Here is a 24,526-nt window from a genome sequence, read left to right as displayed (position 1 = left end):
GCGCCCCCCAGCGCCCGATCCAGCGCGACCGCCGCGCCGAGCCGACGGAAGCCCGTCAGCCCGTGCGCCGCACCCTGGCACGACGGGCGAGGAGCGAGGCCGGGGCGTCGCCGGCATGCACGACTCGCACCGGGACGCCGCGCCGGCACTGCGTGCCGGTTCACGGCTGGAGCCGGAGGGCCCCGTGTTCGTTGGTGACCGACCTGCGGGTGCCACAGCTGGCCGCCCCGGTCGTACGGCGGGAGGCGTTGATCACCTGGGCGGAGTGGGCTTCCCGTTCGTGCGGACCGCCGAGCGCCTCGTCGTCCACCGCGACACCCTGTTCCAGCCACTGACGACGATGGGTGACCGATAGCGCCCGATTACCGCCTACTCGTCGGTAGCTTTGATCGATCATCGCTCATTTGTTACGTAAAGATTTCATCTGAGAGCAAGTTCTGGCACCCAGTGCCTTGCCGGATGACACGCCGTGCCATACGTTGAAAGTGTCCGGGCGGCCGGCGTGCAGAGACCTTTCGTACGTCGGCTGTCCCCGCAAACCCCTCCCGGGGCCTGCGCGCCCGGACGCCTGCGTCACAGGCAACCTCCCGCGCCACAAAGCGCTGCCGAACATCACAACAGCCGAACCGACGGCAACCACCAAAACCCTCAGCAGCACCGACGTAACCCTCAGCACCCCTCCCTCAGGGTGCGTATCGCCGGAGGCAACACCGTGACCGTGAAGGACATCCTCGACGCGATCCAGTCGCCGGACTCCACGCCCGCCGACTTCGCCGCCATGCCGCTCCCCGAGTCGTACCGCGCGATCACCGTGCACAAGGACGAGACGGAGATGTTCGCGGGCCTGGAGACCCGCGACAAGGACCCGCGCAAGTCGATCCACCTCGACGACGTGGCGCTGCCCGAGCTCGGCCCGGGTGAGGCCCTGGTGGCCGTCATGGCCTCCTCGGTCAACTACAACTCGGTGTGGACGTCGATCTTCGAGCCGCTGTCGACCTTCGGGTTCCTGGAGCGCTACGGCCGGCTCTCCGAGCTGACCAAGCGCCACGACCTGCCGTACCACATCATCGGTTCCGACCTCGCGGGCGTCGTCCTGCGCACCGGCCCGGGCGTCAACTCCTGGAAGCCCGGTGACGAGGTCGTCGCGCACTGTCTGTCCGTCGAGCTGGAGTCCAGCGACGGCCACAACGACACGATGCTCGACCCCGAGCAGCGCATCTGGGGCTTCGAGACGAACTTCGGCGGCCTCGCCGAGATCGCGCTCGTCAAGTCCAACCAGCTCATGCCCAAGCCGGGCCACCTGAGCTGGGAGGAGGCCGCCGCTCCGGGTCTGGTCAATTCCACCGCGTACCGCCAGCTGGTGTCCCGCAACGGCGCCGGCATGAAGCAGGGCGACAACGTCCTGATCTGGGGCGCGAGCGGCGGACTCGGGTCGTACGCCACGCAGTTCGCGCTGGCCGGTGGAGCCAACCCGATCTGTGTCGTCTCCAGTGAGCAGAAGGCGGACATCTGCCGCTCGATGGGCGCCGAGGCGATCATCGACCGCAGCGCCGAGGGCTACAAGTTCTGGAAGGACGAGCAGACTCAGGACCCGAAGGAGTGGAAGCGCTTCGGCAAGCGCATCCGCGAGTTCACCGGCGGCGAGGACATCGACATCGTCTTCGAGCACCCCGGCCGCGAGACCTTCGGCGCCTCGGTCTTCGTCACGCGCAAGGGCGGCACCATCACCACCTGCGCCTCCACCTCGGGCTACATGCACGAGTACGACAACCGCTACCTGTGGATGTCGCTGAAGCGGATCATCGGCTCGCACTTCGCCAACTACCGCGAGGCCTGGGAGGCCAACCGGCTCATCGCGAAGGGCAAGATCCACCCGACGCTGTCGAAGGTCTACTCCCTGGAGGAGACCGGCCAGGCGGCCTACGACGTGCACCGCAACCTCCACCAGGGCAAGGTCGGCGTCCTGTGCCTCGCCCCCGAGGAGGGCCTCGGCGTGCGCGACGAGGAGATGCGCGCCAAGCACATCGACGCCATCAACCGCTTCCGCAACATCTGAGACACCCGAGGTCATAGATGACTGAGCGTCAGCCCGCCGAAGGCAAGCGGGAGAAGGACCGGCCGTGGCTCATGCGCACGTACGCCGGTCACTCCACGGCCGAGGCGTCCAACGAGTTGTACCGGCGCAACCTCGCCAAGGGCCAGACCGGTCTGTCGGTCGCGTTCGACCTGCCGACACAGACCGGCTACGACTCCGACCACATCCTCGCCCGCGGCGAGGTCGGCCGGGTCGGCGTACCGGTGGCCCATCTCGGTGACATGCGCCGGCTGTTCCAGGACATCCCCCTGGAGCAGATGAACACCTCGATGACGATCAACGCCACCGCCATGTGGCTGCTGGCGCTCTACCAGGTCGTCGCCGAGGAGCAGGGCGCGGACATCACCAAGCTCCAGGGCACGACCCAGAACGACATCGTCAAGGAGTACCTGTCGCGGGGGACCCATGTCTTCCCGCCGGGGCCCTCACTCCGGCTGACGACGGACATGATCACGTACACGGTCTCCCACATCCCGAAGTGGAACCCGATCAACATCTGCAGCTACCACCTGCAGGAAGCGGGCGCCACGCCGGTCCAGGAGATCGCGTACGCGATGTCCACCGCGATCGCGGTTCTCGATGCCGTACGCGACTCAGGGCAGGTCCCCGCCGAGAAGTTCGGGGACGTCGTGGCCCGTATCTCCTTCTTTGTGAACGCGGGCGTCCGCTTCATCGAGGAGATGTGCAAGATGCGGGCGTTCGGGCGGATCTGGGACCAGGTCACGCGCGAGCGCTACGGCATCGAGAACCCCAAGCAGCGCCGCTTCCGGTACGGCGTCCAGGTCAACTCCCTCGGTCTGACCGAGGCGCAGCCGGAGAACAACGTCCAGCGGATCGTCCTCGAGATGCTGGCCGTGACCCTCTCGAAGGACGCACGCGCGCGTGCCGTGCAGCTGCCCGCCTGGAACGAGGCGCTGGGTCTGCCCCGGCCCTGGGACCAGCAGTGGTCGCTGCGCATCCAGCAGGTGCTGGCGCACGAGAGCGATCTGCTGGAGTACGAGGACATCTTCGAGGGCTCGCACGTCATCGAGGCGAAGGTCGCGAAGCTCGTCGAGGAGTCTCTCGCCGAGATCGACCGGATCCAGGAGATGGGCGGTGCGATGGCCGCCGTCGAGTCGGGCTACCTCAAGTCGCAGCTCGTCTCCTCGCACGCGGAGCGCCGCGGTCGCATCGAGTCCGGCCAAGAGAAGATCATCGGCGTCAACATCTTCGAGACGACCGAGCCGAATCCCCTCACGGCCGACCTCGACACGGCGATCCAGACGGTCGACCCGGCCGTCGAGGCCCGTGTCATCGGCTCCCTGGAGCACTGGCGCGACACCCGCTACCAGCCGCCCTTCAACCACCCGCGCCCGTGCAAGGCGCTGGACCGGCTGAAGGAGGCCGCCAAGGGCACCGCCAACCTCATGGAGGCCACCCTGGAGTGCGCCCGCGCCGGTGTCACGACCGGCGAGTGGGCCGGGGCGCTGCGCGAGGTGTTCGGGGAGTTCCGGGCGCCGACGGGCGTGTCGTCGGCGCCGGTCGCCGTCCCCGCGGAGGAGGGCTCGGCCATGGCCGACGTGCGCCGCAGGGTCGACCTGACGGCGAAGGACATGGGCGTCGGCAAGCTGCGTTTCCTGGTCGGCAAGCCGGGCCTGGACGGACACTCCAACGGCGCCGAGCAGATCGCCGTGCGGGCGCGTGACGCCGGCTTCGAGGTGGTCTACCAGGGCATCCGCCTGACACCCGAACAAATCGTGGACGCGGCCCTCGCGGAGGACGTGCACGCGGTCGGCCTGTCCATCCTGTCCGGCTCGCACGCCCAGCTCGTGCCGGACGTGCTGGAGCGCCTTCGTGTGGCCGGTGCCACAGAGATACCCGTCATCGCCGGTGGGATCATCCCCAATGGCGACGCCGAGCAGCTCAGGGCCGCGGGTGTGGCCGCCGTCTTCACCCCGAAGGACTTCGACATCACCGGAATCATCGGCCGCATCGTCGACGAGATCCGGAAAGCGAACAAGCTCGACCCCCTGGAGGTCCCCGCATGACCGTCAACCGTCTGCGTCCCCGCCGCTCGTGTCTCGCGGTCCCGGGAAGCAACCCCCGCTTCCTCGAGAAGGCGCAGGGCCTGCCGGCGGACCAGGTCTTCCTCGACCTGGAGGACGCGTGCGCCCCGCTCGCCAAGCCCGAGGCGCGGCACACCATCGTCAAGTTCCTCAACGAGGGCGACTGGACGGGCAAGACGCGGGTCGTGCGCGTCAACGACTGGACGACCGAGTGGACGTACCGTGACGTCGTGACCGTCGTCGAGGGTGCCGGCCAGAACCTCGACTGCATCATGCTGCCGAAGGTGCAGACCGCCCAGCAGGTCGTCGCCCTCGACCTCCTGCTGACCCAGATCGAGAAGACGATGGGCTTCGAGGTCGGCAAGATCGGCATCGAGGCGCAGATCGAGAACGCGCAGGGCCTGAACAACGTCAACGAGATCGCGACGGCGTCCCAGCGCGTCGAGACGATCATCTTCGGCCCGGCCGACTTCATGGCGTCCATCAACATGAAGTCGCTGGTCGTGGGCGAGCAGCCGCCCGGCTACCCGGCGGACGCCTACCACTACATCCTGATGAAGATCCTGATGGCCGCCCGCGCCAACAACCTCCAGGCGATCGACGGCCCCTACCTCCAGATCCGCAACGTCGACGGCTACCGCGAGGTCGCCCAGCGCGCCGCCGCGCTCGGTTTCGACGGCAAGTGGGTGCTGCACCCGGGCCAGGTCGAGGCGTCCAACGAGATCTTCTCGCCCTCGCAGGAGGACTACGACCACGCGGAGCTGATCCTGGACGCGTACGAGTACTTCACGTCCGAGGCGGGCGGCAAGAAGGGCTCGGCGATGATCGGCGACGAGATGATCGACGAGGCCAGCCGCAAGATGGCGCTGGTCATCTCCGGCAAGGGCCGCGCGGCCGGCATGCAGCGCACGAGCAAGTTCGAGATCCCGGAGGCCTGAGCGCGATGCAGTTCGGACGCACCTACGAGGAGTTCGAGGTCGGGGCGACGTACAAGCACTGGCCGGGAAAGACGGTCACGGAGTACGACGACCACCTGTTCTGTCTCCTCACGATGAACCACCACCCGCTCCACATGGACACCAACTATGCGGAGAAGACGACGGACTTCGGCAAGAACGTCGTCGTGGGCAACTACATCTACTCCCTCCTGCTCGGCATGTCGGTCCCGGACATCTCCGGCAAGGCCATCGCCAACCTGGAGATCGAGTCGCTCAAGCACGTGGCGCCGACCTTCCACGGCGACACGATCTACGGCCAGACGACCGTGCTCGACAAGTGGCCGTCGAAGTCGAAGAACGACCGCGGCATCGTCTATGTCGAGACCAAGGGCTACAAGCAGGACGGCACGCTCGTGTGCGTGTTCCGCCGCAAGGTGATGGTGCCGACCGAGACGTACATCAAGGAGCGCGGCGGCGAGCAGCCGGGCCGCCCCGAGCTCAAGGAGCAGGAGAAGTAGCCATGGCGCGACTCGCCCAGACCGCCGGTCTGACCGACATCCAGCAGGAGATCCTCTCCACCGTCCGCGACTTCGTGGACAAGGAGATCATCCCGGTCGCCACCGAGCTGGAACACCGCGACGAGTACCCGCAGCAGATCGTCGACGGTCTGAAGGAGTTGGGCCTGTTCGGCCTGATGATTCCCGAGGAGTACGGCGGTCTGGGCGAGTCGCTCCTGACGTACGCGCTGTGCGTCGAGGAGATCGCCCGCGGCTGGATGTCGGTGTCCGGCATCATCAACACGCACTTCATCGTGGCGTACATGCTCAAGCAGCACGGCACGCAGGAGCAGAAGGACCACTTCCTGCCGCGCATGGCGGCCGGCGACATCCGCGGCGCCTTCTCGATGTCGGAGCCGGGCCTGGGGTCCGACGTGTCGGCCATCACGTCGAAGGCGGTGAAGGACGGCGAGGAGTACGTCCTCAACGGCCAGAAGATGTGGCTGACGAACGGCGGCACGTCCTCTCTGGTCGCCGTTCTCGTCCGAAGTGACGAAGGACACCCCGAGGGCACCGCGCCCCACAAGTCGATGACGACCTTCCTCGTCGAGAAGGAGCCCGGCTTCGGAGAGGTCCGCCCCGGCCTCACCATCCCCGGCAAGATCGACAAGATGGGCTACAAGGGCGTCGACACGACCGAGCTCATCATGGACGGCCTGCGCATTCCGGCCAATCGGGTGCTCGGCGGCGTCACCGGCCGAGGTTTTTACCAAATGATGGACGGCGTCGAGGTCGGCCGCGTCAATGTGGCGGCGCGTGGCTGCGGCGTCGCTCAGCGTGCCTTCGAACTCGGCGTCCAGTACGCCCAGCAGCGTCACACGTTCGGCAAGCCGATCGCCCAGCACCAGGCCATCCAGTTCAAGCTGGCCGAGATGGCTACCAAGGTCGAGGCGGCGCATGCCATGATGGTGAACGCGGCACGCAAAAAGGACTCCGGGGAGCGAAACGACCTTGAGGCTGGGATGGCGAAGTACCTCGCCTCCGAGTACTGCAAGGAGGTCGTCGAAGATGCCTTCCGGATCCACGGCGGCTACGGCTTCTCCAAGGAGTACGAGATCGAGCGCCTCTACCGAGAGGCTCCGATGCTGCTTATCGGTGAAGGTACCGCCGAGATCCAGAAAATGATCATCGGTCGCAGGCTGCTCGAAGAGTATCGGTTCCAGGGATAGATGTACGGGTTCGGGGTGTTTTCTCCGAGAAGAAGATCACACCCCGTCAACACTCTTCAGCCGCCGACTCGGCTTCCTGGCTTGCCCAGTTGTGGCCCGCGCCCGGTACGATCCCCGGAAAGCCGCCGTCCCCCGTCGAAGCGCGGCATCATCCGCTACGAAGGTCATCCATGCCCCACAGCCAAACCTCTGCACCTCGCGACAGCCGGGCCGGCGTACGCCTCGCGCGCGGAGCATCGCCGTGGCTTCTCCCGACCGTCGCCACCGCAGCCCTCAGCCTGGCCCGCGCACGCCGCTCCGGCGTCGCCAAGGCCGTGGCCGTGCCCGCCACCGCGCTCGCGGCGGGCATGCTGTGGTTCTTCCGTGACCCCGAGCGCGAGATCGCCCAGGGCCGGGTCATCTCGCCCGCCGACGGTGTGGTGCAGAGCATCATGCCGTGGAAGGACGGCCGCACCCGCGTCGCGATCTTCATGAGCCCGCTCAACGTCCACGTCAACCGTGCGCCGCTCTCCGGCACGGTCACGTCCGTGGAGCACATCCCTGGCGGGTTCGTTCCGGCGTTCAACAAGGAGAGCGAGAACAACGAGCGCGTAGTCTGGCATTTCGACACCGAACTCGGCGACATCGAGATGACCCAGATCGCCGGCGCGGTGGCCCGTCGCATCGTTCCTTACATCCCGCAGGGTACGAAGGTCGAGCAGGGCGACCGTATCGGTCTGATCCGCTTCGGCTCCCGTGTCGACATCTACCTGCCCGAGGGCGTGGAGGTCGCGGTCGAGGTCGGGCAGAAGACCGTGGCTGGGGTGACTCGCATTGACCGTGATTGATCCTGAGACACAGCCGGGCTGGGTGCCCGAGGCCGACGAGGTCGACGAAGAGGAGGAGATGCCTCTTTCTCTCCGCCTGTCGATAGCGGACACCCTCACCCTCGGCAACGCCACGTGCGGCTTCATGGCGGTGTACTTCACCACCACCGGCATCCTGATCCCGCACCTCACCGGCAGCCAGGAGACCGGCATGGCCCGCCACAGCGCGGCCACGGCGGTCATCCTGATGCTCTGCGCGGCGGTCTTCGACCTGTTCGACGGCCTGGTCGCGAGGAAGCTCCGCTCCTCCCCGATGGGCGCGGAGCTGGACAACCTCTCCGACCTGATCAGCTTCGGTCTGGCCCCGGCGTACTTCGTCCTGGTCTACGGCATGGTCGCCGACGACGCGCACCAGCGGGTGGCGGCGGTCGGCGCGATCGTCGTACTGCTCGCGGTGGTGCTGAGACTCGCGCGCTTCTCCTGCGTGACGCCACCGAACGGCATGTTCCAGGGCATGCCGTCGCCGTTCGGCGCGCTGACGGTGGTCTCGATCGTCCTGCTGGAGCTGCCCTTCGTGGCGACCCTGCTCGCGATCCTGGGCACGGCCTGGCTGATGGTGAGCCGCGTCGAGTACCCGAAGCCGCGCGGCCGCCTCGCGGTGGCGATGCTCGGCTGGATCGTGGTCAGCATGGGTCTGCTCGCCGCCTGGGCCTTCGAAGCCCCCAGCGGCCAGCTCCTGCTCCAGACGGGCTGCGCGCTGCAGCTGGTCATGGGCGCGGTCATCCCGCTGTTCGCCACGGCCCGCCGGGTGAACAACTTCCGCGACAACCGACGTGAGGCGCGGGCGGCACAGCCGTAATGCTCCGCTGAGTGGGGCCCCGGACCGGTTTGGTTCGGGGCCCCTTCGCTTTGTCCGCGCCCGGGGTGGGAGCCGAGGCCTCTGAGGGCTGCCGCCCCCAGAGGCGAAGAAGAGCCGGCCTCAGGCCAGGAAGTCCCCGGCGATCCGCTCCGCCACCCGCTCCAGAATCGGCCCCGCGTCCGCGATGCACTTCGCCACGTCCGGCTCGACGTCCGTCAGCGGGTACGCCCGCCGGATCCCGGCACGCCCCAGCGCCTCCGGCGCCAGTGCCAGGCGGCCGCAGACCGCGACGACCTCCTTGCCGGCCGCGCGGGCCGCGGCGGCGACGCCCGCCGGGGCCTTGCCGTGCAGGGTCTGCTCGTCCAGGGAGCCCTCGCCGGTGATGACGAGATCGGCCCGCTCCAGCGCGGGCGCGAAGCCCAGGACATCGAGCATGACCTCGATGCCGGCGCGGAAGCGGGCGCCGATGAGGAGGGCGCCGTAGCCGATGCCACCGGCCGCGCCGGCACCCGGTGCGGCGGCGTGCTCGGCGGCCTTGGCGCCGACCGACTCCTCCAGCACCTTCGCGAAGTGCGCGAGCGCCGCGTCCAGCGTCGCCACGTCGTCCGGCGAGGCGCCCTTCTGCGGGCCGTACACCGCCGGTGCGCCCTTCGGGCCGGTCAGCGGGTTGTCGACGTCGCTGGCGAGCACCAGTTCGACCGAGGCGAGCCTCGGGTCCAGGCCGGAGAGGTCCGCGGTGGCCAGGTCGCCCAGGCCTCCGCCGCCCGGCGTCACCGGCTCCCCGTCCGCGTCCAGGAACCGGGCGCCCAGCGCGCTCAGCATTCCGGCGCCGCCGTCGGTGGTGGCGCTGCCGCCGACGCCGAACACGATCGTGCGGGCGCCCGCGTCCAGCGCGGCCCGCAGCAACTCGCCCGAGCCGTATGTGGACGCCGTGAGTGGCGCGAAGACGCCGGCGGGCAGCCGCTGCAGGCCGCTCGCCTCGGCCATCTCCACGACCGCCGTGTCGCCGCGCAGCGCGAACGCCGCCGTCACCTCGTGCCCGAGGGGCCCGGCGACCCGTACCTCCCGGCGCTCGAAACCGGCCGCGACCGCCGCGTCCACGGTTCCGTCGCCGCCGTCGGCCACGGGCATGGCCTCGACCCGGACGTCCGGCACGACCCGGCGCAGGCCGGCCGTCACCCGCTCGGCGACCTGCACGGCCGTCAGCGACCCCTTGAACTTGTCCGCGGCGATGAGCACGCGCTGTGTCACCTGTTTTCCCCTTGCTCTCCGGGCCTCGCGCATGTCAAGGCCAGTCGCGCCGCTGCGACCTTAACCGGAGGAGGCCGGTGACGTCATGCCCTGCCCGGAGCCTGAGAACGCCCTGCGGGCCCGCTGTGCGGACCGGCCGAACCCGGAGCGGACGCCCCCGGAATTGGGTAAACCGGTCCTATGACCCCTGTGGGCACTGAGCCGGAGCTCGCCGACCGCGTACTCGGAGGCTGGCTCGGCCGGATCGCGGGCAACATGCTCGGTAAGCCGGTCGAGCAGGGCGACCTGTGGACGCGGGACCGTATCGACCGCTATCTGCGGCAGGCCGCAGCCCTGCCCCTCACCGACTATCTCCCCGAGCCCATCAGCGAGGACGACGGCTTCGAGCTTCGCCCCGAGTGGCGCCAGTGCGTGCGCGGCCGCATCCACGGCAGCTGCCGCGACGACGACGTCGACTACGCCATCCTCGGCCTCGACCTGCTGGAGACCCACGGCTTCGGCTTCAGTACCGAGCAGGTCGGCGACCTGTGGCTGCTGCGGCTGCCGTACCTGCAGACCTTCACGGCGGAGCGGGCCGCGTACCGAAACCTCGCGAACGGCCTGAAACCGCCGCTGACCGCGACGTACGACAACCCCTACCAGGAGTGGATCGGCGCCCTCATCCGCGCCGACATCTACGGCTGGACGTGCCCCGGCGACCCGCGTCGCGCCGCCGCCCTCGCCCGCCGGGACGCGGTCCTGTCCCACACCGGCAACGGGGTGTACGGCGCGATGTGGGCGGCGGCGCTGGTCTCGGCGGCGTTCACGGCGTCCACGGTCCGCCAGGCGGTCGACAGGGCGCTCGCCGTCATCCCGGCGAGCAGCCGGCTCTCGCGCACCGTACGCCGCGTCGTCTCGCTCCATGACACCCGGATGACCTGGGAGGACACGCTCGCCACGGTCGCCGAGGAGACCGCCGGGCTCGGCTGGATCCACACCATCCCGAACGCGGCCGTGCTCACCGCGGGTCTGCTGTACGGCGACGGCGACTTCACCCGCAGCATCACCCTCACCGTGCGCGGCGGCCTGGACACCGACTCCAACGGGGCCACGGCCGGCTCGGTGGCGGGGGTGCTGACCGGGGCGGAGGCGATCCCGGACCAGTGGACCGGGCCGCTGGAGGACACCGTCCGCAGTGCGGTGTTCGGGTTCGACGGGATGCGGATCAGCGAGCTGGCGGAACGGACGGTGCGGCTGGCGGAGGCGCAGGCCGAGGCGGCGGTATAGGGCGGTCCGGGCGACGGGCGGGGCCGGTTGCCCGGGCTGGTTACGCTTCCCCAATGACCACCACGCCTGACTTCGCCGCGTACATCGCAACTCTCCCCCGCATCCTCGCCGGTGCCGCCGCCCTGTTCCGGGACGCCGAGGGCCGGGTGCTGCTCGTGGAGCCGAACTACCGCGAGGGCTGGGCGCTTCCGGGCGGCACCATCGAGTCCGACGACGGCGAGACGCCCCGCCAGGGAGCGCGCCGTGAGACGGCCGAGGAGATCGGCCTGGACCGTGACCTGGGCCGGCTGCTCGCGGTGGACTGGTCGCACGGCACGGGGCGGCCGCCGCTGGTGGCGTACCTGTACGACGGTGGGGTCCTCGGCGAGGACGACTTCAAGGCGATCAGGTTGCAGGAGGAGGAGCTGCTGTCCTGGCGGCTCGTTCCGCGCGAGGAGATCACGGCTCATCTGCCGGGCTCACTCGGCCGCCGCGTCCTGGCCGCGCTGGACGTGCTCGCGGACGGCGGGGGAACGGTGGAGCTGGAGAACGGTCACCGGGTGGGCTGACCTGCGGCGGGCACACCGGATCGGCCGACGGCGGCGGGCTCGGGCCGCCTCGAATATCCATTCGCGGCCCGTACGACGCCCGTCCTACCCTCGGCAGCATGACCAAGCCCCTCGTCGCCCTCCTCAGCGGCGCCGGTATCTCGACCGACTCCGGCATCCCCGATTACCGCGGGCCGAACGGGCTGTGGCGGCGGGACCCCGAGGCCGAGAAGCTCGTGACATACGAGTACTACATGGGCGACCCGGAGATCCGGCGGCGCTCGTGGCAGATGCGGCGCAAGAACCGCACGCTCAAGGCCGAGCCCAACGCGGCGCACCTGGCGGTGGCCGAGTTGGAGCGGTCCGGGGTGCCGGTGCGGGTGATCACGCAGAACGTGGACGGGCTGCACCAGCTCGCCGGGATGCCCACCCGCAAGGTGCTCGAACTGCACGGCAGCGCGCGGAGTGTGGTCTGCACGAAGTGCCACGCCCGCGGGCCGATGCAGGACGCGATCGCTCGGGTCGAGGCGGGGGAGGACGACCCGCCGTGCCTGGAGTGCGGCGGTGTCCTCAAGTCGGCGACCGTCATGTTCGGCGAGCGGCTCGATCCGGTGGTCCTCGGTGAGGCGGTCGCGATCACCAAGGCGTGCCAGGTGTTCATCGCCGTGGGCACCACCCTCCAGGTGCAGCCCGCCGCCGGCCTCGCGGGCGTCGCCGCCGACCACGGCGCCCGGCTCGTCATCGTCAACGCCGAGCCGACGCCGTACGACGACCGCGCCGACGAGGTGATCCGCGAGCCGATCGGCACCGCGCTGCCAAAGCTGCTGCGCGGGCTGGGCGAGTAGCTCAGAATGCGATCATGACTTCTCGGATACGCCATGTGACGATCGACTCCGCCGACGCCTACGCCCTGGCCGGCTTCTGGTCCCAGGTGCTCGGCCTGCCGGTGCACAAGGACGACGAGCCCGGGGACGAGGAGGTGCTGATCGAGGGCGCGGGCCTGCTGTTCGTCACCGTCCCGGAGCGCAAGACCCTCAAGAACCGGATCCATGTGGACCTTCAGCCGCAGGACCGCACCCGTGACGAGGAGGTCGAACGGCTCCTCGCCCTCGGCGCCACCCTGGTCGACGACCGCCGCGCTTCGGACGGCCGGGGCTGGGCGGTCCTGGCCGACCCGGAGGGCAACGAGTTCTGCGTGGAGCGCGGGGCTGCGGAGCGGGTCGGCTAGCCGGGGCTCAGAACAGCGCGCCTGCGTTCTCGAAGTCCAGCAAACGCTGCTTGCGGTCCAGGCCGCCGCCGTAGCCCGTGAGGCTGCCCTTCGCACCGACGACGCGGTGGCAGGGGACGATGATGCCGATCGGGTTCTTGCCGTTGGCGAGGCCGACCGCGCGGGAGGCGCCGGAATTGCCGAGGGTGTCGGCGAGTTCGCCGTAGGAGCGGGTCTCGCCGTACGGGATCTTCCGCAGTTGCTCCCAGACGCTGCGCTGGAACGGTGTTCCGTCCAGACGGAGTTCGAGGGTGAACTCCTTCAACTCACCCGCGAAATAGGCCTCCAGCTGGTCCTCGGCCTCCCGGAAGAGTGACTCGTCGCGGGTGCCGAAGGTCTCCTCGGGTGGTCGGTGCCGTTGGTCGGTCATGTAGAGGCCGCACAGGACGCCGTCATCGGCGACGAGCGTGAGGGGGCCGTACGGGCTGTCGATCAGGGTGTGCTGCTTCATCAGGAGGTCCTTGACGTGCTCAGACGGGGAGGAAGTTGATCGGGTGGCTGTCCGTCGCCCAGAGGTACTGGACGGCGTACGCCCGCCACGGGCGCCACGCGGTCGCCCGGGCCGTGAGGGCCGCGGGAGTGGACGGCAGGCCCAACTCCTGGGCGGCGCGCCGGATTCCGAGGTCGGTGGGGAGGAAGGCGTCGGGGTCGCCGAGGGCGCGCATCGCGATGACGTCGACCGTCCAGGGGCCGAAGCCGGGCAGGTCCAGGAGCCTGGCCCGGGTCTGCGGCCAGTCGCTGTCCGGGCCCAGGCGGACGTCGCCGTCGGCGAGTTGGCGGACCAGGGTGGTGAAGGTCGTACGGCGGGAGCGGGGCATCGCCAGTGACACCGGGTCCACCGAGGCCAGCGCCTCGGGGGCCGGGAAGAGATGGGTGAGGCCGCCCTCGGGGTCGTCGACCTGCTCGCCGTGGGCGGTGACCAGACGGGCCGCGTGGGTGCGGGCGGCCGCCGTGGAGACCTGTTGGCCGAGCACGGCCCGTACGGCGAACTCCGCCTCGTCGACCGTGCGCGGCACCCTCCGGCCGGGTGCCTTGTCGACCAGGGGCGCCAGCAGCGGATCCGTGCGCAACTGGTCGTCGATCGCCACCGGATCGGCGTCCAGGTCCAGCATCCGCCGGCACCGGCTGATCGCGACGGTCAGATCGCGCAGGTCGCTGAGGGTGAGGCGGCAGGCGATGTGGTCGGGCTGGGGGATCAGGGACACGATGCCGTGGCCGTACGGCAGCCTGAGCGTGCGCCGGTACGCGCCGTCCCGCCACTCCTCGACGCCGGGGACCGCGGTCGCCGCGAGGTGGCCGAAGAGGTTGTCGGGGTTGAGGGGGGCCCGGAACGGCAGGCGCAGCGTCAGGGCGCCGCCGGCGGTGTTCGCCGAGACCCCGGGGATCCCCGAAGGTCCTGAAGTCACCGGGCTGTTGCGCGGTGCCGCGCGGGTGCGCAGCTCGGTCGGGGCAAGGGCGTAGACGTCGCGCACGGTGTCGTTGAAGGTGCGGATGGACGCGAACCCGGCCGCGAAGGCGATGTCGGCCATGGGCAGGGGCGTCGTCTCGATGAGGAGGCGGGCCGCCTGGGCGCGCTGGGCGCGGGCCAGGGCGAGGGGGCCTGCGCCCAGTTCGGCGAGGAGTTGGCGTTCGATCTGCCGGGTGCTGTAGCCGAGCCGGGCGGCGAGGCCCGGTACGCCCTCGCGGTCCACGACTCCGTCGGCGATGAGCCTCATCGCGCGGGCGACGAGATCGGCGCGCTGGTTCCACTCCGGTGAGCCGGGACTGGTGTCCGGCCGGCAGCGCTTGCACGCCCGGAATCCGGCCTGCTGGCAGGCGGCGGCGCTCGGGTGGAACCGCATGTTCTCCGGCTTGGGCGGGACCACCGGGCAACTGGGCCGGCAGTAGATCCCGGTCGTGACGACCGCGGTGAAGAACCAGCCGTCGAAGCGGGCGTCCTTGGACTGGACGGCGCGCACGCAGCGCTCGGTGTCGGTGTGCATCCCCTTCTGCATGGGTCCAGCATCGTCGACGCGAGGCGAGGCGGGCTGGCGAGAATCCGACATCAACCTCGGCTGGGCTGGGAGCCGCCGGATCACCTGAGCCCCGCCCGAGCCCGATCCGAGACGCATGAAGAAGCATTCATGTGTTCATGTACGATGAGTAAGATACCCGGCATGGGTCATGGAGCCGTCACCGCCGCGCAGGACGCCGCCGAGCGCGTACGCCTGGACGCGGCCAACGTCGCCAAGGTGGCCACCACCCTCCAGGCCCTCTCCACCCCCTCCCGCCTGCTGATCCTGGCGCGACTGCGCGAGGGGCCGCTGCCCGCCACGGAGCTGGCGGCGGAGGTGGGCATGGAGCAGTCCGCCTGCTCGCACCAGCTGCGGCTGCTGCGCAACCTGGGGCTGGTGGTGGGTGAGCGGCGCGGTCGTTCGGTCGTCTACGCGCTGCACGACCACCATGTCGCCGAGCTGCTCGACCAGGCCGTCTACCACGTGGAGCATCTGCGCCTGGGCATCAGCGACGCGGCGGAGTGAGCCGCGCCGGACGACCCGGGGCGCCCTTCGCCGACGCCGGCGCTACGACGCGCTCGGCGCGGGCTTCGGGCCCACACCCCGCAACTGCTGGATTTTTCCGCCCAGTTGGGGTCGGAGCCGGTCCAGCACCTCCGGCTTGGCGCTGACCACCCAGCGGGTGCCCACGAGGTACTTGCCGCCGTAGACGGCAGCCGCGTCCAGCCAGGTGAGCTTGAACTTCTCCTGCGGGAACGTGGTGATGAGGTAGTCGCCCTTCTTCGTGTGACAGACGCCCTCGCGCAGTTCGTCGGCCTCGGTCCGGATCTTGACCTTGCAGCCCGTCAGGTCGGCGATCACCTCGACCTTCGCCGGGGCCACGACGCCGGCGACGGTCGCGGAGACCTTCGCCGGAGTGCTCTTCGCGGCGGCCTTGTCGTCCTCACCTCCGCCGCACGCGGTGGTCAGGAGCAGGAGGGCCAGACTGCCGACCGTCGCGATACGGCCGATGCTTCCTCGGTGTGACTGCACGATTCTTCCCCGGTGCTTCCTCGGTGTGACGGCGCGCAGAGTGGTACGGATCAGCGCCGCGAGCCGTTCACCCGTGGTGTCCCGCGGTGGCGACAGGCAGCCAGCGGGCGGCGTAGGCGCGCAGCCCGTCCAGGTCGGCACCGCGCGCGACGTAGCCGAGGTGGCCGTCGGGGCGTACGAGTGCCTGGGCGACGCCCGGCCAGGGGCTCCGGTCGGCGAGGCGGTGCACGGTGATCAGGTCGGTCCGGCCGGCCAGGAGCGGGGCGAGCCGCTGGTCCGGCCAGAGGTGCGGGGGTCCGGCCAGGAGCAGAGGCCAGCCGGGGGCGGCGATCCGGGCCTGGAGCCCGTGCGGCCGGTCGGGCAGGCGGTCCCCGGCGCGCAGTCCGCGGCGGGGCGATCGGGTGCCCGTCGTCGAGGCGGGGCTGCGGCGGTAGTGGATGCCGCTGCGCCACCGGCGCCACCCTCACCTACCACCTGGCCGCGTACTCCCCCTGGGAGGGCTACCGGATCGCCTTCAACGGCAGCGAAGGGCGCCTGGAGCTGCTGGTGGAGGAGTCGGCCTGGACCCGCCCCCGGCCGCGCACGGACACCTCCGGCCCCGTCCTGCACGGCGCGGAGGTGGAGGAGACCGCCGGACGCACCGAGCTGCTGCTGCGCCGCTTCTGGGAGAGGCCGCGCGAGATCAAGGTGGCGACCGGCGAGGGCGGGCACGGCGGCGGTGACGTACGCATGCTGGAGGACCTCTTCGGCACCCGGGCTCCGGACCCCCTGCACCGCGCGGCGGACGCGGCCGACGGCGCCCGTTCCCTGGTCACCGGCCTCGCCGCGAACCGCTCCTTCGAGACGGGCCTGCCGGTACGGACGCGGGATCTGCTGGACCTCTGACGGCGGACCGCGCTCAGCCGACCTGCCGGGCGAACTCCTCGTACGCCGCCTCGTCGAAGAGGACGAATCTCACCTCCTCGACCAGCGTGTCTGCCGCCCGCACGGTCGCAAGCGCGATCCGGGCGCCGTCGTCCATCGGCCAGCCGTAGATGCCGGTGGAGACGGCGGGGAAGGCGACCGTCCGGGCACCCAGCTCGTCGGCCACCCGCAGCGACTCCCGGTAGCAGGAGGCCAGCAGCTCGGAGCGGTCCTCGGTGGCCGCCCAGACCGGGCCCACCGTGTGGATCACCCAGCGTGCGTCCAGCTCCCCCGCCGTCGTGGCGACCGCCTGCCCGGTCGGCAGACCCTTGCCGTACCGGGAGGCGCGCAGCTTGCGGCACTCGTCGAGGATCGCCGGACCGCCGCGGCGGTGGATGGCGCCGTCGACTCCTCCCCCGCCGAGGAGGGAGGAGTTCGCGGCGTTGACGATCGCGTCGACGGACTCTCGCGTGATGTCGCCCTGGACGAGCCTGATGGTGGTCATGACTGCCTCTATAGCAGCCACGGGCACCCTCGGCCGGTCATGACCAGGCGACCGGCAGCGAGCGCACCCCGTGGACCGTGCTCGCCGACAGGGCGAGCGACTCGGGCGGGGCCGTCATGCGCAGGTTCGGAAGCCTGCGGAACAGGGTGGACAGGCCCAGGCGGAGTTCGGCGCGGGCCAGCGACTGGCCGAGGCACTGGTGCAGGCCGTGCCCGAAGGCGACGTGGCCGCTCGCGTCCCGGCGGACGTCGAGGGCGTCGGGGTCGGCGTACACGGACGGGTCGCGGTTGGCGGACTGCAACGCCACCACCACGCCTTCCCCCGCGCGGATACGGACGCCGGACAGGTCGACGTCCTCGGTGGCGACCCGCCGTATCCCGGAGTGGATGACGGTCAGATGGCGCAGGAGTTCCTCCACCGCGCCCGGCCACAGCGAGTCGTCGGCGCGCAGCGCGTCCAGCCCGGCGGGGTAGTGCAACAGGGCGATCACGGCCAGCGGGAACATGTTCGCCGTCGTCTCGTGCCCGGCCAGGAGGAGCAGGGAGACCATGCCGGTCGCCTCGTCGAGCGTGGCCTCGCCGGTCGCGACGCGTTCCGTGGCCAGGCGGGAGATCAGGTCGTCGGCGGGGTCGTGCGTGCGCCGCTCGATGAGGCCGCGCAGATAGCCGTAGAGCGCCACACGGGCGGCCATCGCCTCGGCAGGGTCGCCGGCGACGCTGGTGAGGGCGTTGGACTTCTCCCGGAAGAAGCCGTGGTCCTCGTAGGGGACGCCGAGCAGTTCGCAGATGGCCAGGGTGGGCAGGGGCAGGGCGTACGAGGCGACCAGGTCGGCCTCCGTCGCGTCGCCGCCGGTCATCGCGTTCAGGAGGTCGTCGCAGATCCGCTGGATGGCGCCGTCCAGCTGCTCGACGCGCCGGAAGGTGAAGTCGGGGATCAGCATGCGGCGCAGCCGGGTGTGGTCCGGCGGCTCCATCTGGTGGAAGAGGCCGGGGGCCTGCGGCGGGGCGCCCGGGCGGGTGTGGGGGAAGTCGGGGTGGTTGGCGTCGGCGCTGAAACGCTCGTCGGCCAGGACCGTACGGGCGTCCTCGTACCGGGTGATCAGCCAGGGGCTGTTGTCGCCCCAGACCGTGACCCGGCGGATCGGCTCCTCGGACTGCCATTTGGCGTATTCGGGCGCCGGGGCGAGCAGGGGCCGGACGGTGGGGAGCGGCGGGTGGATCGTCATTTCTCCGTTCCTTCCGTGGGCAGGCCCGCGAGGTCCAGGAGCAGCGACTTGACCTCCGTCGCCGCGTACGCCTCCCTCGCTCCGTCCGGCTCCGAGCACAGCAGTACGGGGCCGTGGTCGGGGTCGGCGGGCAGCCGGCCGTGACTGCCGCGGACGCCGGATGGGTTCAGCGGGACGGTCTTGAGGCGGTAGCGGAAGCCGAGTTTCTTGCGGGCGACCTGACCGACGGCGCGCAGCTTCACCGCGGGGACGGTCTCGTCGTAGAGCAGCTCGGCGGGGTCGTAGCCGGGCTTGCGGTGGATCTCGACCTGGCGGGCGAAGTCGGGGGCCCGATCGTCGTCCAGCCAGTAGTAGTACGTGAACCAGGCGTCGGGGTCGGCGAGTGCGACGAGCTCGCCCGAGCGCTCGTGGTCCAGGCCGTGGGCCGCCTTGCCGTCGGCGTCCAGCACCTGGTCCACGCCGTCGAGTTCACCGACCAGTTTCGCGACCGCGTCGATGTCGGCCGGGTCGCGGACGTAGACGTGGGCGACCTGGTGGTCGGCGACCGCGAAGGCGCGCGAGGTCCAGGGGTCGAGGTACTCCATGCCGTCCTGCGTGTACACCTCCAGCAGGCCTGCCCGGCGCAGGGCGCGGTTGATGTCGACCGGGCGGGAGACGGGCGTGATGCCGTACTCGCTGAGCGCGACGACGGTGGCGCCCTCCCGCAGCAAGTGGCCGATCAACGGGGCCAGCGCGTCGTCGAGCTGGCGGGCCGCGGCGATGGTGGCGGGCGAGTCGGGGCCTGAGCGCTGGGGCTCATAGTCCATCTGCGGGATGTAGACGAGCGTGAGGTCGGGGCGGTGTTCGTCGAAGACCTGGCGGGCGGCGGCCAGGATCCACTGGGTGGAGGGCATGCCCGCGTTCGGACCCCAGTAGGTGAACAGGGGGAACGGGCCGAGCCGGTCGGTGAGTTCGTCGTGCAGGGACGGCGGCCAGGTGTAGCAGTCCGGTTCCTTGCGGCCGTCGGAGTAGTAGACGGGGCGCGGGGTGACGGTCCAGTCGACGTCGGCGCCCATCGCGTACCACCAGCAGATGTTGGCGACCTTGTAGTCGGGGTTCGCCTTACGGGCCGTTTCCCAGATCTTCTCGCCGCCGACGAGCGCGTTGTGCTGGCGCCACAGCATGACTTCGCCGAGGTCGCGGAAGTACCAGCCGTTGGCCACGGCGCCGTGCGTGGCCGGGGGTTCGCCGGTGAGCAGGGTGGACTGGACGGTGCAGGTCACGGCGGGCAGCACGGTGTCGAGGCGGGACTGGAAGCCGCGCTCGCCGAGAGCGGCCACGGCGGGCATGTGCCGGAGGAGGTTCGGGGTCAGGCCGACGATGTCGAGTACGACCACGCGGTTCGCCGATGCGGTCATGAGGGGTCCTCCTTGAGGCCGAGGCCGGTCAACCGGTCCCGGACCCAGGCGAGTTCGGCGGCGATGCCGCCGGGCAGGTCGGTGGGCGGTTCGGGGAGGACGGACCAGGTGTAGGTCTCGACCTCGATGTGGTCGCAGCCGGCCGAGGCTCCGCCCAGCAGCCCGGCGAGGACCTGGTCGAGCTGGCCGGCGGTGGTGCGCAGCGGGGGTTCGGGCTCGGTGTGCAGCGGGGCGTGGAAGTGGACCCGCCAGGGGCCGCCGTCGGCGGGCAGGTCACCGTCGAGGGCGTCCGGGAGGTCGTCGACGGCGAGGACGACACCGTCGGCCGGCGTGCGGGTCTGGTGCAGGAACCGGGGTTCGGCGAGCCGGTGCAGGGCCGCGCGGGCGGCCGGGTCGGCCGGGTGCTCGGCCTCCACCGCGCAGGACGCCTGGAGTTTGACCACGGGCAGCCCTGCCTCCGCGAGCCGCCGCAACGCCTCGGCCGGCTCCTCGAACTGCACGGCGAGATGGCAGGCGTCGAGGCAGACGCCGAGCCGGTCGGGGTCCAGTCCGCGCAGTTCGCGTACCGCCTGGGTGGTGGTCTCGACGACGCACCCGGGTTCCGGTTCGAAGCCGACGCGGATACGGCGGCCCGTCCACGCTTCCAGCGCGGCGAGCCCGGTGGTCAGCCGGTCCAGGGCGTGCCGGGCCTCGTCGGCACAGGCGGGCGTCCACGGGGTGCGCCACGCGAGCGGCAGCGTGGAGACGCTGCCGTGGCCGACGTCGTCCGGGAGGAGCGCGGCGAGGACGCGGGCGCAGTCCAGGGTGTACTTCAGCCGGGCCTCGTCGGCCCAGTCGGGCAGGTAGACGTCCTTCTTGACGACCTCGCGGTGGAATCCGGCGTACGGAAAGGCGTTGAGGGTGACGGTCTCCAGGCCGCGTGCCCGCAGCTCCGCCTTCAGTCGCTCCAACGCCGCTTCATCGTCGGCGAGTTCGGTGACCACGGGGCGCGCCAGCCACAGGCCGATCCCGAGGCGGTCGGCGCCGAGGCGCTCGCGTACGGGCTCGGCGTACTGCGCGAGCTGGGCGATCACGCCCTTGAGGTCCTCCGCCTGGTGGACGTTGCTGCAGTAGCCGAGGTGGACGGTCGTACCGTCCGGATGCAGGAAGCGCATCGGATGCTCACGCTCCCCCGCGACGTATGGAGTTGCCCTGGAAGGTGGCCGCCTCGTCCGGCTTGGGCTCCTCCAGCTCCAGCCGCCCGCTCCGGCCGTAGAAGGCGACGGGGTTGCGCCACAGCACCTCGTCCACGGCGTCGTCGTCGAACCCGGCGGCGAGCATGGCGTCGGCGGTCCTCCGCGTCTTCAGCGGGTCTGAACGCCCCCAGTCGGCAGCGGAGTTGACCAGCATCCGCTGTGTCCCGTGCTCCTTGAGGATCCCGACCATCCGGTCCTCGCTCATCTTGGTCTTCGGGTAGATCGAGAACCCGGCCCAGCAGCCGCTGTCGAGGACCATGCCGACGGTGAGCTCGTTGAGGTGGTCGAGGACGACGAGTTCGGGGGCGATGCCCGACTCCCGTACGACGTCCAGGGTGCGCCGGGTACCGGCGGCCTTGTCGCGGTGCGGGGTGTGCACGAGGGCGGGCAGGTCGTGCTCGATGGCGAGCTGGAGCTGTCGGGCGAGCGCATCGTCCTCCTGCGGGGTCATCGAGTCGTAGCCGATCTCGCCGACGGCCACGACCCGGTCCTTGGCGAGGTAACGGTCCAGTTCGTCGAGGACCGGGAGGCAGCGGGGGTCGTTCGCCTCCTTCGGGTTGAGCGCGATGGTGCAGAAGTGCTGGATGCCGAACTGGGCGGCGCGGTGCGGCTCCCAGCCCAGCAGTCCGTCGAAGTAGTCGTAGAAGCTCTCGGGCGAGGTGCGGGGCTGTCCCAGCCAGAAGGCGGGCTCGACGACCGCGCGCACCCCGGCGGCGTACATCGCCTCGTAGTCGTCGGTCGTCCGGGAGGTCATGTGGATATGGGGGTCGAAGATCCGCACGGTCAGCCCTCTTCCTTGAGTGCCTGGTTGAGTTCAGCGCCGATGACGTCCGGGAAGGCACGGACGACGGGCAGGATGTCCTCGGGTACGTCCCGCCCCGCGACGATCCGCTCATGAGCGAAATCGGCGAGCATCCGGGCCAGTTCGCGGTCCGCGCGGACGCCGAGGCCGCTGACGCGGTCGAGCGGAATCTCGCAGAAGACGCACTTCAGTACGGCCTGGCGGTACTCGGCGTCCGGAAGGTGCGCGGCGGCGTACGGGCCGAGGGCTGCCTCGATCAGGGTGGTGTCGTTGCCGCGCAGGGTTTCCCGTACGAGGGGCAGCGCGAGGTCGCCCAGGTCGAGCAGCGGCAGGGTGCGCAGGACGGCGCGCTGCTCCGCCGGGTCGCCGTGCCGGTGGAGGCCGGTGACCTCGTCGGCGAGGGCCTGGCCGCGCAGGGGCAGGGCCGTGAGCAGGACGGCCCGGGCGGCCTCGTCGACGGTCCAGTACGCGGTGAGGCGCCAGTGTCCGCAGCGCCTTCGCGCGGCGGGGAAGAGACGCCGTACGGCGCCGGGTTCGGCGGCGACCTTGGCGACGCCGTCGTCCAGCCAGGTGCGGGAGGTGGGGTCCAGTACGTCGGTCAGGGCGGGGTGGGGGTGGTCCGGCGGGGCCGTGGAGGAGCCGGTGGTGACAACCATGGGGGGACAACTTCCGGGAGGGTGGGACGAGTCGAGCCGAATGCAAGGGAGGGGGCTAGACGCGCGCACCTGCACGTTCGGCCGCGCGCAGGAACTCGATCGAGCGGCGGGCGACGTCGGGCGCGTCGAGCGAGCCGCCCTGGATCTCCACGGAGACCAGACCTCGGTGGTTCAGATCGCGCAGGGCATCCAGCACGGGCGGGAAGTCGATCTCGCCGGCGCCGAATTCGAGGTGCTGGTGGATGCCGCGCCGCATGTCCTCGATCTGCACGTTGCGCAGGATCGGTGCCGCCCGCTGCACGCAGTCGAGCACGGAACGCTCCTCCACGCAGTGCGCGTGGCCGACGTCCAGGGTGATACCGAACAGCTCGTGCCCGCCGGCCAGTCGGGCGAGTCGCAGACAGCGTTCGACGGTGTCGACGAACATGTACGGCTCCGGCTCGAAGGCCAGCGCCACCCCGTACTTCTCCGCCGACTCCAGCACGGTCCCGACACCGGCCGCGAGCCGCTTCCACGCGTCCCGCTCGGACAGCCCGACGGGCGCAGGGCCGCTGCACAGATGGACGGTGGGCGAGCCGAGGTCGGCGGCGATCCGCAGGGCGCGGCGCAGCAGGTCGATCCTCGGCTCGGGGCCGTCCGACATCAGCGTGGGCAGGTGCTTGCCCCAGGGGTCGAGGAAGTACGGCGCTCCGGTCTCCACCGTCACGTCCAGGCCGTGCCGCGCGAGTTGCCGCGCGAGGGCGGTGACCCGCCGGGGCAGATCGTCGGCGTACGGGTCGAGGTGACCGTGGTCGAGGGTGAGCGCGACGCCGTCGTAGCCGAGGTCGGCGAGGACGACGAGGACGTCGGTCAGCCGGTGGTGGGTGAAGCCGTTGGTGCCGTAGCCGAACTTGAGTGGGGTGGGGGGAGGTCTCACGGTGCGGGTTCCTGACACGGAGGTGGTGGGTCTCAGGTGGGGGATATCCGTCGGGCGAGCCGTCGTGCGAGGGGGTGGACTACGCCGAGTGCGGCGGCAACGGCAGGCGCCCCGCCACGTGCGGTCAGCGCCGCCTGAAGGGGCATCAGCCCCATGATCCCGGCCCCGACGGCCCGCCGTACGTTCTCGGCCGAGGGCTTTTGCACGGCACGGGCCTGGGCGGTGCCATAGGTGCCCAGGTAGGCGAGGGACCCGGCGGCGGTGACAGCAGTACGGAGCTTCTTGGAGCGGGCGGCACGCGCAACGCCCCTCAGGGGCGTGGGGAACTGCGCGACCAGCCCCCACACACCCGCAGACGAACGACGATCCTTCGCGGCACTTCCGGCGTCGCCTCGGGCGACCGGAACAGCCGTGACGACCGCCGTCGCCGCCGACACGGCAAGCGTCCCGACCGGAACCCACCCCGGCGCCCCACCGATCTCGTGCCGACTGAGCGCCATCAACGTGCCGGTATGGACGCCGACCAGCCCGGCAGGCACGGCGGCACGACGAAGCGCGACGCCGACCGACTCCGCACCCGGCCCAGGCGCAACCGCTCCCGCCAACACGTCCAGAACCCGAGCCCCCGCCATGGCGAAGCCCCCCGCCGGGGTCGACTTGAGCTTCAGGTCATACGCCCACACCAGCCCGGCCAAGGGCAGCGCGGCGCCCACACTGCGACGACCCCCCGCGGCCACCGCAAGCCCGAGTCCCGCCGCGGTGAGCCCGCCGGCCACCGCGAGAGCGGTACGCCGGGGAATCCGGCCCGACGGCACCGGTCGTTCGGGTCTCTCGACGGAGTCGACCGTGGCGTCGGCGTAGTCGTTGAGGGCCATGCCGGCCCAGTAGAGGCAGACGGAGGAACCGATCACGCCGAACGTACGGGCGCCCAGCGGGCGTCCGGCTGCGGTTGCACCCGCGATCACGTCACCGGGGACACTCAGCGCGGCCGGCGCCCTGACCAGCTGCGCGAGGTCGGCGAGGCGCACGGCAGACCGGGATCCGAAGCGGACAACCGCTTTCCGATCTTTCATGGCCGCAC

Annotated in this window: 27 protein-coding genes; 13 read left to right on the top strand and 14 right to left on the bottom strand. The window is 70.7% G+C overall.

Annotation, left to right across the window (positions count from 1 at the left end; genetic code table 11):
- Nucleotides 1-160: 160 nt before the first annotated feature.
- On the bottom strand, nucleotides 161-397 hold the full coding sequence (locus ACZ7L5_RS04635; RefSeq protein ID WP_471514336.1) for a hypothetical protein: 237 nt from the start codon (nucleotides 395-397) through the stop codon (nucleotides 161-163).
- Nucleotides 398-718: 321 nt separating this feature from the next.
- Here ACZ7L5_RS04635 and ccrA point away from each other — a divergent pair, with 321 nt between their 5' ends.
- From ccrA to pssA, 7 genes are all read left to right on the top strand, one after another.
- A complete protein-coding gene (gene ccrA, locus ACZ7L5_RS04630) occupies nucleotides 719-2,056 on the top strand; it encodes a crotonyl-CoA carboxylase/reductase (protein WP_328884269.1) in 1,338 nt (445 codons plus the stop codon).
- A 17-nt stretch (nucleotides 2,057-2,073) separates the two neighbouring features.
- Entirely contained in the window at nucleotides 2,074-4,122 is a 2,049-nt protein-coding gene (locus ACZ7L5_RS04625; protein ID WP_328878233.1) for a protein meaA, read from the top strand.
- Nucleotides 4,119-5,078: an HpcH/HpaI aldolase/citrate lyase family protein gene (locus tag ACZ7L5_RS04620; RefSeq protein WP_328751602.1), complete on the top strand. Its 960-nt coding sequence runs from the start codon at nucleotides 4,119-4,121 to the stop codon at nucleotides 5,076-5,078. The genes ACZ7L5_RS04625 and ACZ7L5_RS04620 overlap by 4 nt, the downstream gene beginning before the upstream one ends.
- A gap of 5 nt (nucleotides 5,079-5,083) precedes the next feature.
- Nucleotides 5,084-5,596: a MaoC family dehydratase gene (locus ACZ7L5_RS04615; protein ID WP_030948303.1), complete on the top strand. Its 513-nt coding sequence runs from the start codon at nucleotides 5,084-5,086 to the stop codon at nucleotides 5,594-5,596.
- Between the two features lie 2 nt (nucleotides 5,597-5,598).
- Nucleotides 5,599-6,804: an acyl-CoA dehydrogenase family protein gene (locus ACZ7L5_RS04610; RefSeq protein ID WP_031475707.1), complete on the top strand. Its 1,206-nt coding sequence runs from the start codon at nucleotides 5,599-5,601 to the stop codon at nucleotides 6,802-6,804.
- Between the two features lie 170 nt (nucleotides 6,805-6,974).
- Nucleotides 6,975-7,631, top strand: a complete 657-nt coding sequence (locus tag ACZ7L5_RS04605) for a phosphatidylserine decarboxylase (RefSeq protein ID WP_471514333.1) — start codon at nucleotides 6,975-6,977, stop codon at nucleotides 7,629-7,631.
- A complete protein-coding gene (gene pssA / locus ACZ7L5_RS04600; RefSeq protein ID WP_363038431.1) occupies nucleotides 7,618-8,469 on the top strand; it encodes a CDP-diacylglycerol--serine O-phosphatidyltransferase in 852 nt (283 codons plus the stop codon). Before ACZ7L5_RS04605 ends, pssA begins: the two co-directional genes overlap by 14 nt.
- Nucleotides 8,470-8,589: 120 nt before the next feature.
- Here pssA and ACZ7L5_RS04595 read toward each other — a convergent pair whose 3' ends face one another.
- On the bottom strand, nucleotides 8,590-9,708 hold the full coding sequence (locus ACZ7L5_RS04595) for a glycerate kinase (protein WP_471514520.1): 1,119 nt from the start codon (nucleotides 9,706-9,708) through the stop codon (nucleotides 8,590-8,592).
- A gap of 192 nt (nucleotides 9,709-9,900) precedes the next feature.
- Here ACZ7L5_RS04595 and ACZ7L5_RS04590 point away from each other — a divergent pair, with 192 nt between their 5' ends.
- From ACZ7L5_RS04590 to ACZ7L5_RS04575, 4 genes are all read left to right on the top strand, one after another.
- Nucleotides 9,901-10,986: an ADP-ribosylglycohydrolase family protein gene (locus ACZ7L5_RS04590; protein ID WP_471514331.1), complete on the top strand. Its 1,086-nt coding sequence runs from the start codon at nucleotides 9,901-9,903 to the stop codon at nucleotides 10,984-10,986.
- Nucleotides 10,987-11,039: 53 nt separating this feature from the next.
- Nucleotides 11,040-11,534, top strand: a complete 495-nt coding sequence (locus ACZ7L5_RS04585) for an NUDIX hydrolase (RefSeq protein ID WP_363038428.1) — start codon at nucleotides 11,040-11,042, stop codon at nucleotides 11,532-11,534.
- A gap of 98 nt (nucleotides 11,535-11,632) precedes the next feature.
- Nucleotides 11,633-12,358 (top strand): SIR2 family NAD-dependent protein deacylase, encoded by a 726-nt coding sequence (locus tag ACZ7L5_RS04580; RefSeq protein WP_365054122.1) that lies wholly within the window; start codon nucleotides 11,633-11,635, stop codon nucleotides 12,356-12,358.
- 14 nt (nucleotides 12,359-12,372) lie between these two features.
- The gene (locus ACZ7L5_RS04575) at nucleotides 12,373-12,741 is read left to right on the top strand and encodes a VOC family protein (protein WP_471514329.1); all 369 of its coding nucleotides are present in this window, start codon (nucleotides 12,373-12,375) and stop codon (nucleotides 12,739-12,741) included.
- 7 nt (nucleotides 12,742-12,748) lie between these two features.
- Here ACZ7L5_RS04575 and ACZ7L5_RS04570 read toward each other — a convergent pair whose 3' ends face one another.
- Nucleotides 12,749-13,231 (bottom strand): methylated-DNA--[protein]-cysteine S-methyltransferase, encoded by a 483-nt coding sequence (locus ACZ7L5_RS04570; RefSeq protein ID WP_471018141.1) that lies wholly within the window; start codon nucleotides 13,229-13,231, stop codon nucleotides 12,749-12,751.
- Between the two features lie 19 nt (nucleotides 13,232-13,250).
- Entirely contained in the window at nucleotides 13,251-14,774 is a 1,524-nt protein-coding gene (locus ACZ7L5_RS04565; RefSeq protein WP_471514327.1) for an AlkA N-terminal domain-containing protein, read from the bottom strand.
- Between the two features lie 162 nt (nucleotides 14,775-14,936).
- Between ACZ7L5_RS04565 and ACZ7L5_RS04560 the strand changes: the two genes are divergently transcribed.
- On the top strand, nucleotides 14,937-15,299 hold the full coding sequence (locus ACZ7L5_RS04560; protein WP_328878242.1) for an ArsR/SmtB family transcription factor: 363 nt from the start codon (nucleotides 14,937-14,939) through the stop codon (nucleotides 15,297-15,299).
- 42 nt (nucleotides 15,300-15,341) lie between these two features.
- Here the strand turns inward: ACZ7L5_RS04560 and ACZ7L5_RS04555 are convergent, their stop codons facing one another.
- Together ACZ7L5_RS04555 and ACZ7L5_RS04550 are read right to left on the bottom strand one after the other, a co-directional pair.
- Entirely contained in the window at nucleotides 15,342-15,806 is a 465-nt protein-coding gene (locus ACZ7L5_RS04555) for a hypothetical protein (protein ID WP_471514325.1), read from the bottom strand.
- A 67-nt stretch (nucleotides 15,807-15,873) separates the two neighbouring features.
- Nucleotides 15,874-16,137 (bottom strand): aromatic-ring hydroxylase C-terminal domain-containing protein, encoded by a 264-nt coding sequence (locus tag ACZ7L5_RS04550; protein ID WP_471514518.1) that lies wholly within the window; start codon nucleotides 16,135-16,137, stop codon nucleotides 15,874-15,876.
- A 215-nt stretch (nucleotides 16,138-16,352) separates the two neighbouring features.
- Here ACZ7L5_RS04550 and ACZ7L5_RS04545 point away from each other — a divergent pair, with 215 nt between their 5' ends.
- On the top strand, nucleotides 16,353-16,691 hold the full coding sequence (locus tag ACZ7L5_RS04545; protein WP_471514323.1) for a hypothetical protein: 339 nt from the start codon (nucleotides 16,353-16,355) through the stop codon (nucleotides 16,689-16,691).
- Nucleotides 16,692-16,704: 13 nt separating this feature from the next.
- Here ACZ7L5_RS04545 and ACZ7L5_RS04540 read toward each other — a convergent pair whose 3' ends face one another.
- The 8 genes from ACZ7L5_RS04540 to ACZ7L5_RS04505 are packed head-to-tail and all read right to left on the bottom strand — an operon-like array spanning nucleotide 16,705 to nucleotide 24,518.
- Nucleotides 16,705-17,214: an O-acetyl-ADP-ribose deacetylase gene (locus tag ACZ7L5_RS04540; protein ID WP_471514321.1), complete on the bottom strand. Its 510-nt coding sequence runs from the start codon at nucleotides 17,212-17,214 to the stop codon at nucleotides 16,705-16,707.
- 37 nt (nucleotides 17,215-17,251) lie between these two features.
- Nucleotides 17,252-18,439, bottom strand: coding sequence for a cytochrome P450 (locus tag ACZ7L5_RS04535; protein WP_471514320.1), 1,188 nt, complete (start codon nucleotides 18,437-18,439; stop codon nucleotides 17,252-17,254).
- Nucleotides 18,436-19,836 carry an alkaline phosphatase family protein gene (locus tag ACZ7L5_RS04530; RefSeq protein WP_471514318.1) on the bottom strand — a complete coding sequence of 467 codons (1,401 nt, stop codon included), beginning with the start codon at nucleotides 19,834-19,836 and terminating at the stop codon, nucleotides 18,436-18,438. Before ACZ7L5_RS04530 ends, ACZ7L5_RS04535 begins: the two co-directional genes overlap by 4 nt.
- Nucleotides 19,833-20,990 (bottom strand): metabolite traffic protein EboE, encoded by a 1,158-nt coding sequence (eboE, locus tag ACZ7L5_RS04525; protein WP_471514316.1) that lies wholly within the window; start codon nucleotides 20,988-20,990, stop codon nucleotides 19,833-19,835. The genes ACZ7L5_RS04530 and eboE overlap by 4 nt, the downstream gene beginning before the upstream one ends.
- Before the next feature lie 7 nt (nucleotides 20,991-20,997).
- The gene (locus ACZ7L5_RS04520) at nucleotides 20,998-21,852 is read right to left on the bottom strand and encodes a TatD family hydrolase (protein ID WP_471514314.1); all 855 of its coding nucleotides are present in this window, start codon (nucleotides 21,850-21,852) and stop codon (nucleotides 20,998-21,000) included.
- Between the two features lie 2 nt (nucleotides 21,853-21,854).
- A complete protein-coding gene (locus tag ACZ7L5_RS04515) occupies nucleotides 21,855-22,529 on the bottom strand; it encodes an EboA domain-containing protein (RefSeq protein WP_471514313.1) in 675 nt (224 codons plus the stop codon).
- 55 nt (nucleotides 22,530-22,584) lie between these two features.
- The gene (locus tag ACZ7L5_RS04510; RefSeq protein ID WP_471514311.1) at nucleotides 22,585-23,445 is read right to left on the bottom strand and encodes a sugar phosphate isomerase/epimerase family protein; all 861 of its coding nucleotides are present in this window, start codon (nucleotides 23,443-23,445) and stop codon (nucleotides 22,585-22,587) included.
- A gap of 32 nt (nucleotides 23,446-23,477) precedes the next feature.
- Nucleotides 23,478-24,518: an SCO3242 family prenyltransferase gene (locus tag ACZ7L5_RS04505; RefSeq protein ID WP_471514309.1), complete on the bottom strand. Its 1,041-nt coding sequence runs from the start codon at nucleotides 24,516-24,518 to the stop codon at nucleotides 23,478-23,480.
- Nucleotides 24,519-24,526 lie beyond the last annotated feature (8 nt).

It is taken from the genome of Streptomyces sp. NPDC107528 (assembly GCF_055639295.1).
The sequence above is the reverse complement of the archived record's forward strand: the minus strand, read 5'-3'. Positions and strand labels throughout refer to the sequence as shown.

Bases quoted from the DNA above. Each gene is read 5' to 3' on its own strand.
- ACZ7L5_RS04635 (WP_471514336.1), bottom strand. From the start codon at position 397: ATGATCGATCAAAGCTACCGACGAGTAGGCGGTAATCGGGCGCTATCG.
- ACZ7L5_RS04625 (WP_328878233.1), top strand. From the start codon at position 2,074: ATGACTGAGCGTCAGCCCGCCGAAGGCAAGCGGGAGAAGGACCGGCCG.
- ACZ7L5_RS04620 (WP_328751602.1), top strand. From the start codon at position 4,119: ATGACCGTCAACCGTCTGCGTCCCCGCCGCTCGTGTCTCGCGGTCCCG.
- ACZ7L5_RS04615 (WP_030948303.1), top strand. From the start codon at position 5,084: ATGCAGTTCGGACGCACCTACGAGGAGTTCGAGGTCGGGGCGACGTAC.
- ACZ7L5_RS04610 (WP_031475707.1), top strand. From the start codon at position 5,599: ATGGCGCGACTCGCCCAGACCGCCGGTCTGACCGACATCCAGCAGGAG.
- ACZ7L5_RS04605 (WP_471514333.1), top strand. From the start codon at position 6,975: ATGCCCCACAGCCAAACCTCTGCACCTCGCGACAGCCGGGCCGGCGTA.
- ACZ7L5_RS04590 (WP_471514331.1), top strand. From the start codon at position 9,901: ATGACCCCTGTGGGCACTGAGCCGGAGCTCGCCGACCGCGTACTCGGA.
- ACZ7L5_RS04585 (WP_363038428.1), top strand. From the start codon at position 11,040: ATGACCACCACGCCTGACTTCGCCGCGTACATCGCAACTCTCCCCCGC.
- ACZ7L5_RS04580 (WP_365054122.1), top strand. From the start codon at position 11,633: ATGACCAAGCCCCTCGTCGCCCTCCTCAGCGGCGCCGGTATCTCGACC.
- ACZ7L5_RS04575 (WP_471514329.1), top strand. From the start codon at position 12,373: ATGACTTCTCGGATACGCCATGTGACGATCGACTCCGCCGACGCCTAC.
- ACZ7L5_RS04570 (WP_471018141.1), bottom strand. From the start codon at position 13,231: ATGAAGCAGCACACCCTGATCGACAGCCCGTACGGCCCCCTCACGCTC.
- ACZ7L5_RS04565 (WP_471514327.1), bottom strand. From the start codon at position 14,774: ATGCAGAAGGGGATGCACACCGACACCGAGCGCTGCGTGCGCGCCGTC.
- ACZ7L5_RS04560 (WP_328878242.1), top strand. From the start codon at position 14,937: ATGGGTCATGGAGCCGTCACCGCCGCGCAGGACGCCGCCGAGCGCGTA.
- ACZ7L5_RS04540 (WP_471514321.1), bottom strand. From the start codon at position 17,214: ATGACCACCATCAGGCTCGTCCAGGGCGACATCACGCGAGAGTCCGTC.
- ACZ7L5_RS04535 (WP_471514320.1), bottom strand. From the start codon at position 18,439: ATGACGATCCACCCGCCGCTCCCCACCGTCCGGCCCCTGCTCGCCCCG.
- ACZ7L5_RS04530 (WP_471514318.1), bottom strand. From the start codon at position 19,836: ATGACCGCATCGGCGAACCGCGTGGTCGTACTCGACATCGTCGGCCTG.
- eboE (WP_471514316.1), bottom strand. From the start codon at position 20,990: ATGCGCTTCCTGCATCCGGACGGTACGACCGTCCACCTCGGCTACTGC.
- ACZ7L5_RS04515 (WP_471514313.1), bottom strand. From the start codon at position 22,529: ATGGTTGTCACCACCGGCTCCTCCACGGCCCCGCCGGACCACCCCCAC.
- ACZ7L5_RS04505 (WP_471514309.1), bottom strand. From the start codon at position 24,518: ATGAAAGATCGGAAAGCGGTTGTCCGCTTCGGATCCCGGTCTGCCGTG.